We start from the raw sequence: 16,101 nt of genomic DNA on the forward strand, positions 1-16,101 counted from the left end.
TCGCTTCGCGTCTATTCGGGGTTCTCCAGCGACTGCACCAGCTCGGCCGCATGCGCATAGCCCGAGGCCCTGGCCCGTTTTGCCCAGTACAGCGCGCTGGCGCTGTCCTGTTCATACATGCCGATCTGGGCCAGGTTGTACTGCGCCGGCGCATGGCCCAGGTCGGCCGCCAGGATCAGCCAGTCGCGCGCCTGGGCATCATCGTTCTCTACCGAGCGCAGATGCTGGTAGACGTTGAAGGCCGCACGTTTGTCGCCCCCCTGGGCCAGGCGCTTTTGGCGCAGCAGCTCAGTCTCTGACATGCGCGCAATGCCCGCGCTGTTGGCGCCAGGCTCGTAGCGGATGCCGGTCGGCGGTGCCGGCAACGGCGAATAGGGGATTTGCTTGCAGCCGGCGCTGGCCAGCAGTACAAGCAATGCCAGGGGAAGGACGATAGAGGACAGGCGCATCGCCGCATTGTGGCATTGCCCGGCCCGGTGCCGTCAACGCCTTCAGCGCACAAAGGTGGACGGCTGCAGATCCGGTGTGGTGGCCTTGCGCCGCTCCAGCCAGAACGCTTCGTTCCTGGTCAGCATCTGGAAGTCCTGCGCATCCTGCAGCTTTTGCGCCGCATCCATCGGCCAGTTGGGGTTGTAGATCAGCTCGCGCGCCAGTGCCACCAGGTCCGCGTCGCCGCTGCGCAAAATGGCTTCGGCCTGTTGCGCATGCACGATCAGGCCCACAGCCATCGTGCGGGCGCCGGTGGCGGCCTTGATGGCCGAGGCCAGTTCCACCTGGTAGCCATAGGTGGCCAGCGCGCCGCCGCGCAATGGCGAGCCGGCAATGCCGCCCGACGAGCAGTCGATCACATCCACCCCCAGCGGCAGCAGGCGCTGGACCAGCGCGATGCTGTCTTCCAAGGTCCAGCCGCCGGGCGCGCCATCGGTGCAGGACAGCCGCACCAACAGCGGCAGGCCCGCTGGCCATACGGCACGCACCGCTTCGACGACGCTCAGCAGCAGCCGGCAGCGGTTGTCAAAGCTGCCACCCCAGGCATCGCCGCGCTGGTTGGCCAGCGGTGACAAAAAGCTGTGCAGCAGATAGCCATGGCCGGCATGCAGCTCCAGCACCTGGTAGCCCGCGCGCGCGGCGCGGCCGGCGGCCGCGGCAAAGGCCTCCACCACCTGCTGGATGTGCTGCAGCGACATGGGCAGCGGCGTCTCCAGTCCCTTGCCCGCCGGGATCGCACTGGGGCCCATCGGCGTCCAGGCATCCCAGTCGGCGATATCGGGCTGGCAGGGCAGGGGGCCCCGGCCCTGGGCCGGTGTCAGCTGCCGGGCCTTGCGGCCGGCATGCATCAGCTGGATGCCGGGCGTGGTGCCGCAGTCGCGCATCAGCTGCACGATGCGCTGCAAGGGCGCGACCATGTCGTCCTGCCACAGCCCTATATCGCCCAAGGTGCCGGCGCCACGCCGCTCCACGCCGGTGCCTTCCTGGAGCACCAGGCCGCTGCCGCCTGCGGCCAGGCGGCCCAGGTGCATCAGATGCCAATCCTGCACCCGGCCATGGCGGCCCTGGTACTGCCACATCGGGGCGGCCGCGATGCGGTTCTTGAGCACGACATCGCGCAGCTGCAGCGGGCTGAAAAGCTGGTTCTGGGTTTCGCGGTGGGCCATGGTGCGGCGGCCTACTTCTTGACCAGCGGGCAGGCCGACTCGGACAGCGGCAGGAAGGCCTTGTCGGCCGGCACCGTGCTGATGACCTTGTAGTAGTCCCAAGGGGCCTTGGACTCCTGCGGTGACTTGACCTGGAACAGGTACATGTCGTGCACCATCATGCCGTCCTCGCGCAGGCGCCCATTCTTGGTGAACACATCGTTGATCGGCATCTCGCGCATCTTGGCCATCACCGCCTTGGCATCGGTGCTGCCTGCGGCCTCCACCGCCTTCAGGTAGTGCTTGAGGGAGGAGTAGGCGCCCATCTGGCTCATATTGGGCATGGCATTGACCTTGGCGAAGTACTTCTTCGAGAAGGCACGCGTCTCGTCATTCATGTCCCAGTAAAAGGCCTCGGACAGCAGCATGCCCTGCGCGGTGCGCAGGCCTACCGAATGCACATCGTTGATGTACATCAGCAGTGACGCGAGCTTTTGCCTGCTCTCGGGGGTGATGCCGAATTCGCGCGCGGCCTTGATCGAGTTGACCAGGTCATTGCCAAAGTTGGCCAGGCCGATCACATCGGCCTTGCTGGCCTGGGCCTGCACCACGGCGGACGAGAAATCCGAGCCATTGAGCGGGTGCCGGGTCTCGCCGATCACCTTGCCGCCGACCGTGCTGATCGCCTGGGTGGTGGCCTTGACGATGTCATAGCCGCCGGAGTAGTCGGCGGTCAGAAAATACCACTGCTTGCCGAACTTCTCGGCTGCAGCCTTGCCCACGGCATTGGCCAGCGAATAGGAGTTGTAGGCCCAGTGGGCCACGGTCGGGCCGCACATGTCGCCAGTGATGCGGTCGCTGGCCGGGCCGCTCATCACCAGCACCTTGCCCTTTTCCTTGGCGATGTTCAGCACCGCCAGCGCGGCTGCCGAGCCGCCCACGTCCTGGATCGCGTCCACGCCGTTGTCGTACCATTCGCGCGCCTTGGCCGCTGCCGAGTCGGCCTTGCTCTGGTGGTCAAAGGTCAGCAGCTCGACCTTGCGGCCCAGCACCTGTCCTCCGGCCTCGTCCAGCGCCATCTGGGCAGCCGTGATGCTGCCCTTGCCGGTGATGGCCGAGTAGACGCCCGACTGGTCGACGATCAGGCCGATGCGCACCGGCGGGCCCGATTGCGCCATGGCGCCCAGCGGCAGGCACAGCAGCGCTGCGGCCAGGCCCAGCGGTGGGAGGGGGGCGCGCAGCGCGCGGATGTGAGAGATAACCATGTCTTGTCTCCTGTTCAGCTTTTTGTCAGTACCTGGGATTCGCGGATCATCTGTTGCCAGCGCAGGCGCTCGGCCTGCAGGAATTTCTCGTAGGCGTCCGGGCCCTGGGCGGTGACGGATACCCCTTGTTTTTCGAGCAGGTTCTTCAGCTCGGGCGCCTGCAGCTGGGCCACGGTGACCTTGCCCAGGCGGTCCACCACCTCGGCGCCGGTCTTGCGTGGCACAAAAAAGCCGTTCCAGATCGGCGCGGCAAAACCGGGGTAGCCCAGCTCGGCCACCGTGGCGATCTCGGGCCAGGAGGCCATGCGCTGCGCGCTCAACGTGGCCAGCACGCGCAGCTTGCCCGACTGCACCTGCGGCCGGGTGAAGAGCGCCGTCATCATGCCCATGTCCACCCGCTGCTGCAGCAGGTCCGGCAGCGCGGGAGCCTCGCCCTTGTAGGGCGCATGGATCATCTGCGCGCCGCTGAGCTTGCCCAGGTACTCCATGGCCACATGCAGCGGGCCCAGCGGCCCGGTGGACATGTAGCGCAGCTTGTCCGGTGTCTTCTTCGCATCGGCCAGCAGCTCGCCCAAGGTCTGGTAGGGGCTGTCCTGCGCCACCACCAGCACATAGTCCACATTGCAGATCGAGGCGACGGCGGCAAAGTCGCGCTGGGGCCGGTAGCCCAGGTCGGGCATCGTGTGCTCTAGCACGATATTGGTGCCCACGCCGCCCATTAGCACGTTGTAGCCATCGGGCTCGGCATGGGCCACCTGGGTGGCACCGATGGCGCCGGCCGCGCCGACCTTGTTGTCGACGACCACCGGCTGGCCCAGGCCCGGCTCCAGCGCCTTGGCCAGCAAGCGGCCCAGCACATCGGTGGCGCCCCCTGCCGCAAACGGCACGACCAGCCGCACCGGGCGGGACGGGTAGGGGCTTTGCGCCCAGGCCGGGTGGCTGGCCAGCAGGCTGGCTGCACCCCAGGCGGCGTTGCGCAGCAACCACCGTCGTCGGTCCCGGTTGGCAGGTGCTTGGGCTGGGGGAAGTTGGTCGTTCATGGCATTGTCTCCGTTCCTTTTTGTGGTGTTGCCGTGTCGAGAAGCCCCTCTGAGATCGCTATAGCCGGGTGGCGCTGATCGTCAGTCCTCCATCGATATGCAAGGTCTGGCCGGTGATGTAGCCGGCCAGCGGATGCAGCAGAAAGTCGATCGCATGGGCGATCTCCACCGGCTCGGACACCCGCTGCAGCGGCACGGCGGCGAGCAGCGCCTCGGTCTGCGGCGCGCCGGGCGGGCTGGCGGTCTTGAACAGTTCGGTGGCCACGGGGCCCGGGGCAATCACATTGACCGTTATCTGGTCCGTGGCCAGCTCCAGCGCCCAGGTGCGGCTCATGCCGATGACGGCGGCCTTGGTGGCGCTGTAGGCGGTGCGGTTGGGCTTGCCCAGCGCGGCGCGCGACGAGATATTGACGACCCGGCCAGCGCGCGCCTGGCGCATGCCCGGCAGCAGCGCCTGCATGCAGACCAGGCAGGCGTTCACGTTCAGCGCCATCGCCTCGTTCATGTCGGCCACGCTGGTGTGTGCCAGGTCGGTGGTGTGTGCCAGCGCGGCGTTGTTGACCAGGCCGTAGAACGGCGCTTGCGCGGCCAGCTGCTCGACCTGCTGGCGCGTGCCATCCAGGTCCATCAGATCGCAGGCGATGAACTGCTCATCGGAGCGGGCGTCGGCAGGGATGCTGCGGGCCAGGCCAATGGTCTGGTAGCCCTTGTCGGCCAGGTAGCGCATCGTGGCGCGGCCAATGCCCCGGCTCGCGCCAGTGACCAGAACGCGGGGTTTGCGGGAGCTGTCTGTCATGCCAGGCCTTTCAATATCTGCCGACCGATGATGGTCTTTTGCACTTCGGTGGCGCCTTCGTAGATGCGCATCGGGCGGACTTCGCGGTAGAGGCGCTCGACCACGCTGCCGCAGGTGATGCCCATACCGCCCCACAGCTGCACGGCCGCATCGACCACCTGGAAGGCGGCCTCGGTGCCCTGCATCTTGGCCATCGCTGCCTCGGTGCTGATGCGGCGCTGGCGCACATCGCGGCACCAGGCGGCCTTGTGCACCAGCAGGCGCGCGGCCTCCAACTGCGTGGCCATGTCGGCCAGCTTGTGCTGCACGGTCTGCATCTCGGCCATCGCCTGGCCATAGAGCTGGCGCTGGCTGACCCGCGCCAGGGTTTCATCGAGCGCACGCTGGCCCATGCCCAGCGCGGCGGCCCCGACGGAGCTGCGGAAGATATCGAGCACACCCATCGCCACCTTGAAGCCTTCGCCGGGCTGGCCCAGCAGGCGGTTGGCGGGCACCCGGCACTGCGCGAAATGGATCTCCGCGAGCGGATGGGGCGCGATGATGTCGATGGTGCGGTGGATGCGCAGGCCCGGGGTGCAGGCATCGACGAGCAAGGCCGACAGTCCGCTGGCACCCTTGGCCTCTTCGGTGCGCGCAATGACGACGTAGAAGTCGGCGATGCCGCCGTTGGAGATATAGGACTTGGCGCCATCGAGCAGGTAGTGGTCACCTTGCAGCACCGCACGGGTCTTGGTGGCCGCCACGTCCGATCCGCCATCGGGCTCGGTCAGCGCAAAGGCTGCGACTTTTTCGCCCTGGCTGCAGGCCTGCACATAGGGCGCCACCAAACGGGGATCGCCTTTTTGCCACAGCGCGGCGCTGCCGATGCCCTGCATGCTGAAGACAAAATCGGCCAGCGGCGCGTAGTAGCCCAGGCATTCGCGCACCAGGCAGATGGCGCGCAGGTCCACCGCCGCTGGCATGCCATCGGCCATCGCCGGCGCGGCGTATTCCAGCAGGCCATGCTGGGCGAGGCTCTGCAGCCAGTGGCGGCATTCGGCCTGCAGGTCCTGCGGCGTTTCATCGGCCAGGCGCGCGCGGTTGTCGCTGATCCAGCGGTTGAGCCGGGCGATGACTTCTTCATGCTGCGCGTCAAAAAAGGGCGTGTCGGCCAGGGTCCATGGCTGCTTCATGCGGTGGCCTCCTGGGCGAGCAGGCGCTGGGCCAGGTCGCGCAGCTCATTGCGTTTGACCTTCTTGCCGTTGGGTCCCATCGTGTAGGGAAAGGTGTCGACCCGGAAGATGCGGATGGGTACCTTGTAGCGGGCAATCTGCTGCTGCAGCTGGGCCTTGAGCGCCTCTTCGTCCCAACGGCTGCTGGCGCTGCCGCTGGGCTCCAGCACAAAGGCCACCGGGCGCGAGCTGCCCGAGGCGTTCACGGCCACCACCTGGCAGGCGCTGGCGCCGCTGAGCGCTATCACCGACTCCTCGATCTCGGCGGGGTTGACCAGAAAGCCGCCGATGCGCAGCACATCGCCCAGGCGCGAGATATGGGTAAAGCCGCCGTCGCCATTGAGGTAGCCCAGATCGCCGGAGCGCAAATAGCCGTCATCGGTGAAGGCCTGCTGCGTGGCCTGTGCATCGTGCAGGTACTGTTGCATCAACGTGGGGCTGTAGAACTCCAGCTCGCCGGGCTCCTGTGCGCCGGCGAGGGCGCCGGTCTCCAGGTTGCGCACGCGCACCCGCGCCTGCGGGCAGACCGGAAAGCCGCCCGATTGCGCGCGCCGGGGCAGGGGCGCGGCCGGGTCCTGGTGGGCAAACAGCGCAAAGGTCTCGCTCATGCCAAAGCAGCCGACCATCGGGATGCCGAACTGCTGCGCAAGGGCTGGCAGCGCATCGAGCCCGGGCACAAAGTTGGCATGGCCAAAAAAGCGCAGCGCCTGCGGCTGCCAGCCTGCGGGCAGATCGGCAATGAGCTTGTCGACCATGTCATTGGTGCCAAACATGTGGGTGATGGGCTCGCTGTGCAGGCAGGCCGCAGCGCGTGCGGTATCAAACACCTCATGCAGCACCAGGCAGGCGCCTGCGGCCAGGGTGGCCATTGCGGCGGTGTAGCCAAATGCCCCGCACAGCGGCAAGGCCAGCAGGCTGCGGCAGCTGGTGTCGATGCCAAAGCCGGGCGCCACATCCTGCGCATGCTGGGCCACGCTGGACTGGCGGTGCACGATGAGCTTGGGCTGGCTGGTGGTACCTGACGAGGACAGGATGATGCAGGTCTGGTCGCCCTGGCAGGCGCTGTTGTTCTGGGGCGTTGCGGGTGCTGCCATCAGCGTTTGCCAGGGCTGGATGGGTAGCGCCGTGCCAGCGACTTGCATTTGGCCTGGGTTGCTGTGGGCCGGGCCCAGGCTGGCATCGATCAGGCACTGCAGGCTGCCGCCTTGCTGCGCCAGGATTTGCGCCAGGCTGTTGCCCGGCAGCAGGCTGCCCGCACTGGCGGCAGCGCCATTCATAACGGCCAGCGCATTGGCGGTGGCGCGGTCAAAGGCCAGTGCCTTGCAACCCGAGCGGTCGATAAAGCTGCTGATTTCCTTGACGCCGAGCTTGAGGTTGAGGCTCAAGGTGGTGATGCCCAGCTCGGCGCAGGCCAGGTGCAGCAGCAGCCAGTGGGGGGTATTGGGCAGCCACAGGCCCAGCACATCGCCGGCCACCAGGCCTTGCTGGCGCAGGCCGTTGGCGCATTGCTGCACCTGGCTGCGCAGCTGCGCATAGCTGTGGGTGCTGCCGCCAAACTGCAGCGCAGGCGCGTCGTCGGCGCCCAGTGCCAGCAGGTGGCGCACATCGTTGGCCCGCGCGCTGCTGGGCGCGCTGGCCATGGGTTGGGATGTCATAGGCGGCCTTCAGACGGTGGCGACCGGAGTCACGGGCGAGCCCACGGCACCGGGCAGGCGAAGCGCCGGTGCGGTCAGCATGAAGCGGTAGCGGCCATGGGCCTGCAGCCACTGCGCCAGCGGGTGCAGGTACCAGAGTTCGCCAAACGGCATGCCGAGCTTGAACAGGCACAGCTCGTGCAGCGGCAGAAAGGCGCAGCTGCCATCCACCGGCCGGCCGGGCACCGATTCGATGCCGTAGTTGTCGGCCACCAAGGTGGTGATGTGGCTGTCGATGATCCACTGCTGCAGCTCGGGGCAGCGCCCATCGAGCACCGCGCCAACGGTCTCGGGCATGTCCGGCTTGGGGGGGCCATCGCAGGCAAGCAGCAGTTCGCTGAAGCCGGTGTAGAGCGCCACGATGTCGCCCTGGGTCACCTCAATGCCGTCGGCCTGCAGCACCTCCTTGAGCATCTTGCCCGACACCAGGGTGTGGCCGTCGCCAAAGTGGCGGCGCAGGTTGACCAGTACGCCCCGGCCCTGGATGGCCTGCTCGGCCAGGCGCTCCACGCCCAGCGCCTTGGCGCGGGACTGGCCGCCCATGTCCGGCAGGTCATCGGGCGCCAGGATGTCGATGCCGGCCTGGAAGCCGTTGTAGTAGACCAGTTCGTCCACGCCATCGCCATTGATGTCGAAATGGCTGCCCACATGCGACAGCGCATCCCATTGCGTTGAGTACTGCAGGTAGAGCTCGGCATAGTCGTCACTGACAACGTCGGTGTAGAGCGGGTTCTCGCGCGACAGCGCAAAGTTCAGGCCCGGGCCCAGCGGCCGGCGCGAGGGCTTGATGATCGGCGGGTGGCGGCGCGGGTTGAGCGCATTGCCGCCGGGCTTGTCCAACGGCAGGCTCAGGCAGAAGCGCTCGCCGGTCTGTATCTCCCGCGCCGCTTCCTTCACCTTGTCCGCCGTCAGGTAGTTCAGGCGGCCGAGCTGGTCGTCGGGGCCAAAATCGCCCCAGTTCGATTGCGCGGGGCGCTGGGTCCAGCGGGGCGAGCCAGCGCTGCCGACAACAGGGGCGGGGTGCGGGGCATGTACAGGGCGGTAGGCGTTCATAGGGTTTTCCAGATAACGGGGGAGACAGGCGCCGGCAGCCATCTGCATTAGCTTGTGCGGGCCTTGCGGGGTGACGACCAACTATGAAACGGGAAGCGCTGGGATGGCAAAAGCTGGCAGCACGGATGTTCACGATATGAACTCAGGTTTTCCCGGGGCGCAGAGCCCTGCGCGCCTGGTCAAGGTGCTGCGGCTGTTGACGCGCCACCATGTGCAAGGCCTGTCGATTGCCGATCTGACGGCGCAGTCGGGGCTGGACCGGTCGACCGCGCGGCGGCTGCTGATGGTGCTCGTGCAGTCCGGCTACGCGGCCAAGGATGCGGACACGGGCCGCTACCGCCTGGGGGTGGAAGCGATGCTGACGGGGCTGGCCGCGATGGCCAAGCCGCCGATCTTCGGGGTCTGCCACCCGGTGATGGTGAGCGTGGCCAGACGCACCGGCGATACGGTGTTTCTGATCATCCGCGTCGGCGACTTTGCCCATTGCCTGCATGTGCAGCCGGGCAGCACGGTGCTGCCTGCCCACAGCCTGATGACCGGGCAGATCCGCCTGCTGGGCCAGGGAACGGCCAGCCTGGCGCTGGCCGCCAGCCTGCGCGATGCCGAGCTGGAGCAGATCTTCCAGCGCCGCCGGCTGGACTACGAGGCCGCCGGCATCAGCCAGGAGCGGCTGATGGACATGGTGCGCCAGACACGCAAACGCGGCCATTCGCTCAGCGTCAACCTGCTGACCTCGGGTGCCACCGGCGTGGGCCTGGCGATCGAGTTCCAGACCGACCACAGCGCGCATATCGCCGCCATCAGCGTGGCCAACCATGATGCGCAGATGGATGCCGCACACCAGGCGCAGGCGCTGCAGGTGCTGCGCGACGAACTGGCCCAGGCCGGCATTGCACAGGTGAGCGGCGGCTGAAGGTCAGTGCCGCGCTTTGGCGCTGCGCTTGGCTGCTGGCTTGGCTGGGGAGGCCGCAAACCGCTGCAGCTCTTCATGGCTGAGGATGAATTCGGGGTTGTCCACCAGTCGCTGCACGGCCAGATCGATAAAGGCGCGCGCCCGTGCGGGCTGGGAGCTTCTGCTGCCAAAGTACACAAAGTAGTGGATGTACTCGGGCGTGTGCTCGACCAGCACTGGCACCAGCCGCCCGTCGCGTATGTATGGCGCGGCGGTGACGCCCGCCAGCTGGCCCAGCACCTTGCCGGCCAGCACGGCATCGAGCTCAAAGGCTTCGTCGTTGCTGCACAGCGCGGGCACCACGGGCAGGTCCACGATCTGTTCGCCCACCTGCAGATGCCAGGGCATGACCTTGCCACTGGCGGGGTGGCGAAAGGCACTGCAACGGTGCGCGGCCAAGGCGTTGAGTGAGGAAGGCACGCCGTGGCGCTGCAAGTAGGCCGGGGATGCGCAGACCACCATCTGCAATGCAAACAGCTTGCGCGCAATCACCCCCTCGTGCGGCGATGCACCCAGCCGGAAGCCGACATCCACGCGGTCCTCCACCCAGTTGCCGACCCGGTCCTCCAGCAGCACATCGGGCTGGATGCCGGGATGCAGGTCACAAAACTCTTCGACCAGGCGCCACAGGATGCCGCCAAACGTACTGCGGGGCCCCGCTATACGCAAGGGGCCTTGGAAATCGTCCTTGCCTTGGCGAGCATTGTCCAGCGCGCGCTGCATGCCTTGGACCGATGGTTGCACTTCTTCAAGCAAACGTTGGCCGGCATCGGTCAGCGACATGACGCGCGTGGTGCGGTGGAACAGGCGTGCGTCCAGATGCGTTTCGAGCTGCGCCAGCGCCTTGCTGGCCGCCTGGGGGCTGATGCCTAGGTCCATGGCAGCTTTGCGCAAGCTGCCCAGCTCGGCCGCCTTGATGAAAGTGGTGATGGATCGCAGTTCGTTGAGGGCCATGCTGTGCTTCCTTTGGGGGCTATTGTCATCAATTTGATGCCAATAAATCAACCTATTCACCACTGTTCAGTATGAACGCCCTTGCTTAAAGTGGGCTTTATCGCGCGCTGGGACCCGCAGCGCTGCCCACATCACCGGAGTTACGCACGATGAAATCCTTGCTTTGCCTCGCCTTGGCCGGCGCCGCATCCAGCGCCGGCGCACAGCCACCAAGCGGCGACCCGCGCACGGCCGTGGTGGAGGTTCGCACCGCTGCCAGCCAGCCGGCTGCCACCGGGACGGCAGACCGCTTTAGCGGTGCCGTGCGCATCAGCACGCCGTTCAGCGCGTCAGCGCCTGGCCACGCTGGTGGTGGTACGGTGGCGTTTGAGGCCGCTGCGCGCACAGCCTGGCACACCCATCCTCTGGGCCAGACGTTGATCGTGACGCAGGGCGTTGGTCTGGTGCAGCAGCAGGGGCAGCCAGCCCTTGCGATGCGCGTGGGCGATGTCGTCAGCATTCCGGCCCACGTGCGCCACTGGCACGGTGCAGGGCCGGGCGGGGCCATGGTGCATGTGGCCATCGCTGAGAAGCAGGATGGCCACTCGGTGACCTGGCAAGAGCTGGTCAGCGATGAGGACTACCAGGCAGCCTGGCAAGGCGCGGGCCTGCAGCAGGCCGCAGCGGCGCAGCCGCCAACACGCCAGCACCCCGGCGCAGATACGCTCAATGCGAAGCAGAAGGCGATTCCCTTGATAGCGGCATTTTCTGCCAGCAGTGATATGGCGCAACTCGATGCCGCCCTGCGCCAGGGCCTTGATGCGGGGCTGAGCATCAGTGAGACCAAGGAAGTGCTGGTGCAGCTGTATGCCTATGTGGGCTTCCCCAAAAGCCTGAATGCGCTCACGCAGTTGATGAAAGTGCTGGAGGCCCGTCAGCAACAAGGCATACAGGATGCAGTAGGCGCGGCGCCCAGCAGTAACGTTCCAACCGGTGAGGATTTGGTGGCGGTGGGGCGCAGAAACCAGACAGAAATATCCGGTGGCCCAGTGCAAGGGCCGGTGATGGTGTTTGCTCCGGTTATCAACCAGTTTTTGCAGGCGCATTTGTTTGGCGACATTTTTGAGCGCGACAACCTTGATTGGCAAAGCCGCGAACTAGCCACCGTGGGTGCATTGGCTGCCACCGCTGGCGCCGAGGCTCAGCTGCGATCGCACATGCTCGCCAGCATGAGGGTGGGGCTGCGTGCCTCGCAGTTGCAGGAGCTCATCCAGCTGTTGGCGGCCAGCGGCCAGACCGCGAGCGCCGAGCGGGCCCAGGTCGCTCTGGATCAGGCGCTGGCAACAAAAGGAAAACCATGAACATCTCCCATCTCTTGTGCACGACGGCGCTGGTCACCGGCTGCGCCACGCCATCCGGCCCAGCCACTGCGCCCCTGCAGATCCAATCCCAAGGCAGCTTTGCCGTGGGCGGTGTGGTGCAGCAGACCCCCGGGCGCTATGACAACAACCAACCCACGGCCGCAGGGCAGAGTTTTCATGGGGACCATCTGTATGCCTTCTACCAGGTGCCGGTGCAGCCCAAGCCGCTGCCGATCGTCATGCTGCACGGAGCGTTCCAGTCGTCGCGCAGTTGGGAGAGCACGCCCGATGGGCGGGAGGGCTTCCAGACCTTGTTTTTGCGGCGCGGATTCTCGGTGTACCTGGTCGACCAGCCGCGCCGTGGCCGGGCCGGCAACAGCACGGTGGCCACGACGGTGGAGCCCACACCGAATGACCAGCTGTTCTTTGACCAGTTTCGCATTGGCCAATGGCCCAAGCGATTTGACAACGTGCAGTTTGACCCGGCGCCAGAAACCTTGAACCAGTTCCTGCGCTCCATCACGCCCAACACCGGTCCCTATGACGCTGGCGTGATTGCCGATGCCATGTCGGCGCTGTTCTCCAAGGTAGGGCCCGGCATTTTGTTCACGCATTCACAAGGTGGCGGCCCCGGTTGGCTGACCGCCATCCGCAACCCGAACGTGAAGGCCATCGTGGCTTTCGAGCCGGGCAGCGGTTTTATCTTTGCGCAGCAGGATGCCCCCGAGCCCATGCCCAGCGCAGCAGGCACTCTGGCGCCGGAGATCGTGCCGCTGGACGATTTTCTGAAGCTGACCCGTATTCCTATCATCATCTATTACGGGGACAACTTTGCTACGACACCCACGGCTGAGCGGGGGCAGGACAACTGGCGGGTTCGGCTGGCCATGGCCCAGCGCTGGGTGGCTGCGATCAACCAGCATGGTGGCAAGGCGCAACTGGTGCACCTGCCCGAGATCGGTGTGCATGGCAACACGCACTTTCTGATGTCGGACCTCAACAACCGCGAGATCGCGGACCTGGTGGGGCATTTCCTCACGGCGCAGCAACTCGACTGATATGCGCACAACCTCCATCAACCACAACCGACATGCATTCTGAAATGACCCCCTTGACCCGACGTGCGCTGATGAAACATTCCGCGCTTACCTTGTCCCTCACTACCTTAGGAATTTCCACCATGGCTACCACCACCGCTGCCGCTGCAGACGCCGCTAAAAACCCTTTCACTTTGGTCTACGCTGGCGCGATCAGCAAGAACGAACCGGGCAAGGTCAACATCCACCCCGTGAGCTACAAGCTCAACGGCCTGGATATCGTTGCCAATGTCTACACCCCCGCCAACTACAACCCCCAGCAGCAGTACCCAGCGGTGGTGGTTGCGCATCCCAACGGGGGAGTCAAGGAACAGGTGGCTGGCCTCTATGCCCAACTTTTGGCGGAGCAAGGCTTTATCACCATCACCGCCGATGCGGCCTACCAAGGCGGCAGCGCTGGCCTGCCACGCAGCACGGACAAGCCACAGTTTCGCGTGGAAGATATCCACGGCATGGCGGATTTCATCAGCCGCTATGCCGGGGTGGATGCCAGCCGCCTCGGGCTGTTGGGAATCTGCGCGGGCGGTGGTTATTCGTTGACGGCGGCCAAGACGGACAAACGCTTCAAGTCGGTGGCCACCATCAGCATGTTCAACTCCGGGCGTGTGCGCCGCGATGGGCTGGCAGGCTCTCAAATGGCCACGATCCAGCAGCGCCTCAAGCAAGCCACCAATGCGCGCATTCAAGAGGTGGCGGGCGGCGAAGTCTTGTATGCAGGTGATGCCGACCTGACCGATGCGCAGATTGCAGCGCTGCCGTTTGCGCTGTACCGCCAGGGCTATGAATACTATTGGCGCACCCACGCTCACCCTGGCTCTACCTTCAAGTACACGATGAGCAGCCTGCTGGATTTGATGCGCTGGGATGCCACGGACCAGATCGACCTGATCGAGCAGCCTTTGCTGATGGTTGCGGGCAGTGCCGCCGACACCTTGTACATGACCGAGGACGCCTTTGCCAAGGCAACCGGTGCCAAGAACAAGGAGCTGTTCAAGATCGATGGTGCCACCCATATCGAGACCTATTGGGTGCCCAAGTATGTCGATGCGGCCATGGGCAAGCTGGCGCCGTTCTACACCAAGACGCTGTAATGGTTGCCGGCAAGCGATTCACGCGGCGGGCGCTGTTGGGCACGCTGGCAAGCTTGCCGGTGGTGGCCGCTGCGGCCGAGCAGACCCCCGCCGGGGGCACTAGTGGACGGGTGCTGGTCGTGTACTTCTCACGCACCGGAAACACCCGTGTCATCGCTGGCCTGATCCAGCGCAGCCTGACAGCGCAGATGGCCGAAATAGTGCCGGCCACGCCGTACCCCGAGGACTATCTGGAGACCGTGGAGCTGGCCCGGCAGGAGCGCGATGCGGGCCGGACCAGGCCGTTGGCACTACGTATCGACGTGGCAGCGTTTGACACGGTGTACCTGGGTTTTCCGATTTGGGGTGAGACGGTGCCTCCCGTGGTGCGCGCCTTTCTGGCATCGCAAAACTGGCAAGGCAAAACCTTGGTGCCCTTCCAAACCCATGGCGGTTATGGCTTGGGCAATAGCCTGGAGGTGCTGCGCGGCTACATGACACAGGGCCAACTGCAGCCGGGCTTTGTGATGGAGGCCGACCAAGAACGGCGCACGATGACCCAAGTGGGGGAGTGGCTGAAGTACAGGCGCAGCCACAGTTAACGCACCCAGATGTAGGGCGACAGTGCAGAAGGCCCGATGTGTCGCATTTTTGCGGAACCCCATCTGCGCTGGTGGCTCCAAGTGCCTTCTTTTGTGCACTTTTAACGCGGAGCCCTGATCCATGACGACTGAAGAAATTCGTGCCACTTTGACCTTGTGCCTGCTGGCCTCGTTCGCCGATGGCGAAAAGCACGAGCGTGAGCGCGAGCAGATCCGCCAGGTGGCCGAGGGCCTGGCGGCCGACCAGCAGATCAACCTGCCCCACCTCTACCAGGATGTGCTGCTGCGCCGCGTGCAGCTGGGCGATGTGCTGGCGCAGCTGCAGACGGTGGAGTCGCGCCAGCTTGCCTATGAGATGGCGCTGTGCGTCTGCGAAGCCGATGGCAGCACCAGCCCGAAGGAAGCGGAATTTTTGGCGCAGCTGCGCGAGGCTTTTGGTACGGTAGGGCAGGCGCCCGGTCCTAGCGCCGCGCCTGCAGTGGCTGCCGCGACGGGGATGGCTGCAGTGGCCACCTTGGCCACGCCACCTGCGCAGGCGCTGGCTGGCAACCTGGTCGATGCGCCGTTGAACGCCGCCTTGCCCGAAGCCCCGCTGGCGCTGACCGAGCCCGCACCCCATCCGGCAGCGGCAGACCCGCTGGTGCCGGCGCAGACCGAGCGCCGGCCCTCGACCTTGTCCGTGGAGGCCATGGACCAGAAGATCCTCAAGGCCTCGATTCTCAATGGCGCGATCGAGCTGCTGCCCGAGAACCTCTCGACCTTGGCCATCATTCCGCTGCAGATGCGCCTGGTCTACCAGATCGGGCAGAACTATGGCTACGAGCTGGACAAGGGGCATATCAAGGACCTGCTCGGTGCCCTGGGCGTCGGCCTGACATCGCAGTACCTGGAGCAGGCCGGGCGCAAGCTGCTCGGCGGTTTGCTGGGCAAGGCCGGCAAGGGCCTGATCGGTGGCCTGGGCAAGCAGGCGGTCAGCAGCGGCATGAGCTTTGCGTCTACGTATGCGCTCGGCCATGTCGCCAACCAGTACTACGCCGGCGGGCGCCAGCTGTCGACCGAGATGCTGAAGAACGCCTACGCGCATGTGATGCAGGATGGGCGCCAGCTCCAGCCGCGTTACCAGGCGCAGATGCAGCAGACCGCCAGCGGCTTGACCACCGCCAAGATCCTGTCGATGGTGCGCGGCGGTCAGTAGGAATATATCTGAATGTAACTGCTCCTGTAGGTCAAAACCTGGAATTCATGCAGGACGATACCGTCGGTATTGTCGGACTATATTGATTTCTGTATTTGGTTTTTTGGCTGATTTATGCCGAACCCGCCTGCATAGGCGGGTTTTTTTGTTTCAAAAATGCGCTGTGGCATGTCTTACAAAATCCAGCGTTTATCCCAC

Annotated in this window: 15 protein-coding genes; 6 read left to right on the forward strand and 9 right to left on the reverse strand. The window is 65.5% G+C overall.

Annotation, left to right across the window (positions count from 1 at the left end):
- Positions 1-11 precede the first annotated feature (11 nt).
- Genes ACHWUQ_RS12665 through ACHWUQ_RS12700 form a run of 8 tightly spaced genes read right to left on the reverse strand, consistent with a single transcriptional unit; the run spans position 12 to position 8,693 of the window.
- Entirely contained in the window at positions 12-449 is a 438-nt protein-coding gene (locus ACHWUQ_RS12665) for a hypothetical protein (RefSeq protein WP_312835400.1), read from the reverse strand.
- 42 nt (positions 450-491) lie between these two features.
- Positions 492-1,655 carry an NADH:flavin oxidoreductase/NADH oxidase gene (locus ACHWUQ_RS12670; protein ID WP_394681350.1) on the reverse strand — a complete coding sequence of 388 codons (1,164 nt, stop codon included), beginning with the start codon at positions 1,653-1,655 and terminating at the stop codon, positions 492-494.
- An 11-nt stretch (positions 1,656-1,666) separates the two neighbouring features.
- Positions 1,667-2,899, reverse strand: a complete 1,233-nt coding sequence (locus ACHWUQ_RS12675; protein ID WP_394681351.1) for an ABC transporter substrate-binding protein — start codon at positions 2,897-2,899, stop codon at positions 1,667-1,669.
- 14 nt (positions 2,900-2,913) lie between these two features.
- Entirely contained in the window at positions 2,914-3,939 is a 1,026-nt protein-coding gene (locus ACHWUQ_RS12680; RefSeq protein WP_312413336.1) for a tripartite tricarboxylate transporter substrate binding protein, read from the reverse strand.
- A gap of 58 nt (positions 3,940-3,997) precedes the next feature.
- Positions 3,998-4,735 carry an SDR family oxidoreductase gene (locus ACHWUQ_RS12685; protein WP_394681352.1) on the reverse strand — a complete coding sequence of 246 codons (738 nt, stop codon included), beginning with the start codon at positions 4,733-4,735 and terminating at the stop codon, positions 3,998-4,000.
- Positions 4,732-5,907 (reverse strand): acyl-CoA dehydrogenase family protein, encoded by a 1,176-nt coding sequence (locus tag ACHWUQ_RS12690; protein ID WP_394681353.1) that lies wholly within the window; start codon positions 5,905-5,907, stop codon positions 4,732-4,734. Before ACHWUQ_RS12690 ends, ACHWUQ_RS12685 begins: the two co-directional genes overlap by 4 nt.
- The gene (locus ACHWUQ_RS12695; RefSeq protein WP_394681354.1) at positions 5,904-7,601 is read right to left on the reverse strand and encodes an AMP-binding protein; all 1,698 of its coding nucleotides are present in this window, start codon (positions 7,599-7,601) and stop codon (positions 5,904-5,906) included. The genes ACHWUQ_RS12690 and ACHWUQ_RS12695 overlap by 4 nt, the downstream gene beginning before the upstream one ends.
- A gap of 9 nt (positions 7,602-7,610) precedes the next feature.
- On the reverse strand, positions 7,611-8,693 hold the full coding sequence (locus ACHWUQ_RS12700) for a cyclase family protein (RefSeq protein ID WP_394681355.1): 1,083 nt from the start codon (positions 8,691-8,693) through the stop codon (positions 7,611-7,613).
- Between the two features lie 136 nt (positions 8,694-8,829).
- Here ACHWUQ_RS12700 and ACHWUQ_RS12705 point away from each other — a divergent pair, with 136 nt between their 5' ends.
- On the forward strand, positions 8,830-9,606 hold the full coding sequence (locus tag ACHWUQ_RS12705) for an IclR family transcriptional regulator (RefSeq protein WP_394681356.1): 777 nt from the start codon (positions 8,830-8,832) through the stop codon (positions 9,604-9,606).
- A gap of 3 nt (positions 9,607-9,609) precedes the next feature.
- Here the strand turns inward: ACHWUQ_RS12705 and ACHWUQ_RS12710 are convergent, their stop codons facing one another.
- Positions 9,610-10,599: a LysR substrate-binding domain-containing protein gene (locus ACHWUQ_RS12710; RefSeq protein ID WP_394681357.1), complete on the reverse strand. Its 990-nt coding sequence runs from the start codon at positions 10,597-10,599 to the stop codon at positions 9,610-9,612.
- A 149-nt stretch (positions 10,600-10,748) separates the two neighbouring features.
- On the opposite strand from ACHWUQ_RS12710, the gene ACHWUQ_RS12715 reads away from it, so the two are divergent.
- The 5 genes from ACHWUQ_RS12715 to ACHWUQ_RS12735 all read left to right on the forward strand — a co-directional run bounded on the left by ACHWUQ_RS12715 (position 10,749) and on the right by ACHWUQ_RS12735 (position 15,903).
- Positions 10,749-11,939: a cupin domain-containing carboxymuconolactone decarboxylase family protein gene (locus tag ACHWUQ_RS12715; protein WP_394681358.1), complete on the forward strand. Its 1,191-nt coding sequence runs from the start codon at positions 10,749-10,751 to the stop codon at positions 11,937-11,939.
- Complete coding sequence (locus ACHWUQ_RS12720) at positions 11,936-12,997, forward strand: alpha/beta fold hydrolase (protein ID WP_394681359.1); 1,062 nt, start codon at positions 11,936-11,938, stop codon at positions 12,995-12,997. The genes ACHWUQ_RS12715 and ACHWUQ_RS12720 overlap by 4 nt, the downstream gene beginning before the upstream one ends.
- 122 nt (positions 12,998-13,119) lie before the next feature.
- Positions 13,120-14,127, forward strand: coding sequence for an alpha/beta hydrolase (locus ACHWUQ_RS12725; protein ID WP_394681360.1), 1,008 nt, complete (start codon positions 13,120-13,122; stop codon positions 14,125-14,127).
- On the forward strand, positions 14,127-14,708 hold the full coding sequence (locus ACHWUQ_RS12730) for a flavodoxin (RefSeq protein ID WP_394681361.1): 582 nt from the start codon (positions 14,127-14,129) through the stop codon (positions 14,706-14,708). The genes ACHWUQ_RS12725 and ACHWUQ_RS12730 overlap by 1 nt, the downstream gene beginning before the upstream one ends.
- A gap of 121 nt (positions 14,709-14,829) precedes the next feature.
- Positions 14,830-15,903: a YcjF family protein gene (locus tag ACHWUQ_RS12735; RefSeq protein WP_394681362.1), complete on the forward strand. Its 1,074-nt coding sequence runs from the start codon at positions 14,830-14,832 to the stop codon at positions 15,901-15,903.
- Positions 15,904-16,101: the final 198 nt, after the last annotated feature.

The organism is uncultured Comamonas sp. (assembly GCF_964277875.1).
In the GTDB taxonomy this organism is placed as follows: domain Bacteria; phylum Pseudomonadota; class Gammaproteobacteria; order Burkholderiales; family Burkholderiaceae_C; genus Comamonas; species Comamonas sediminis.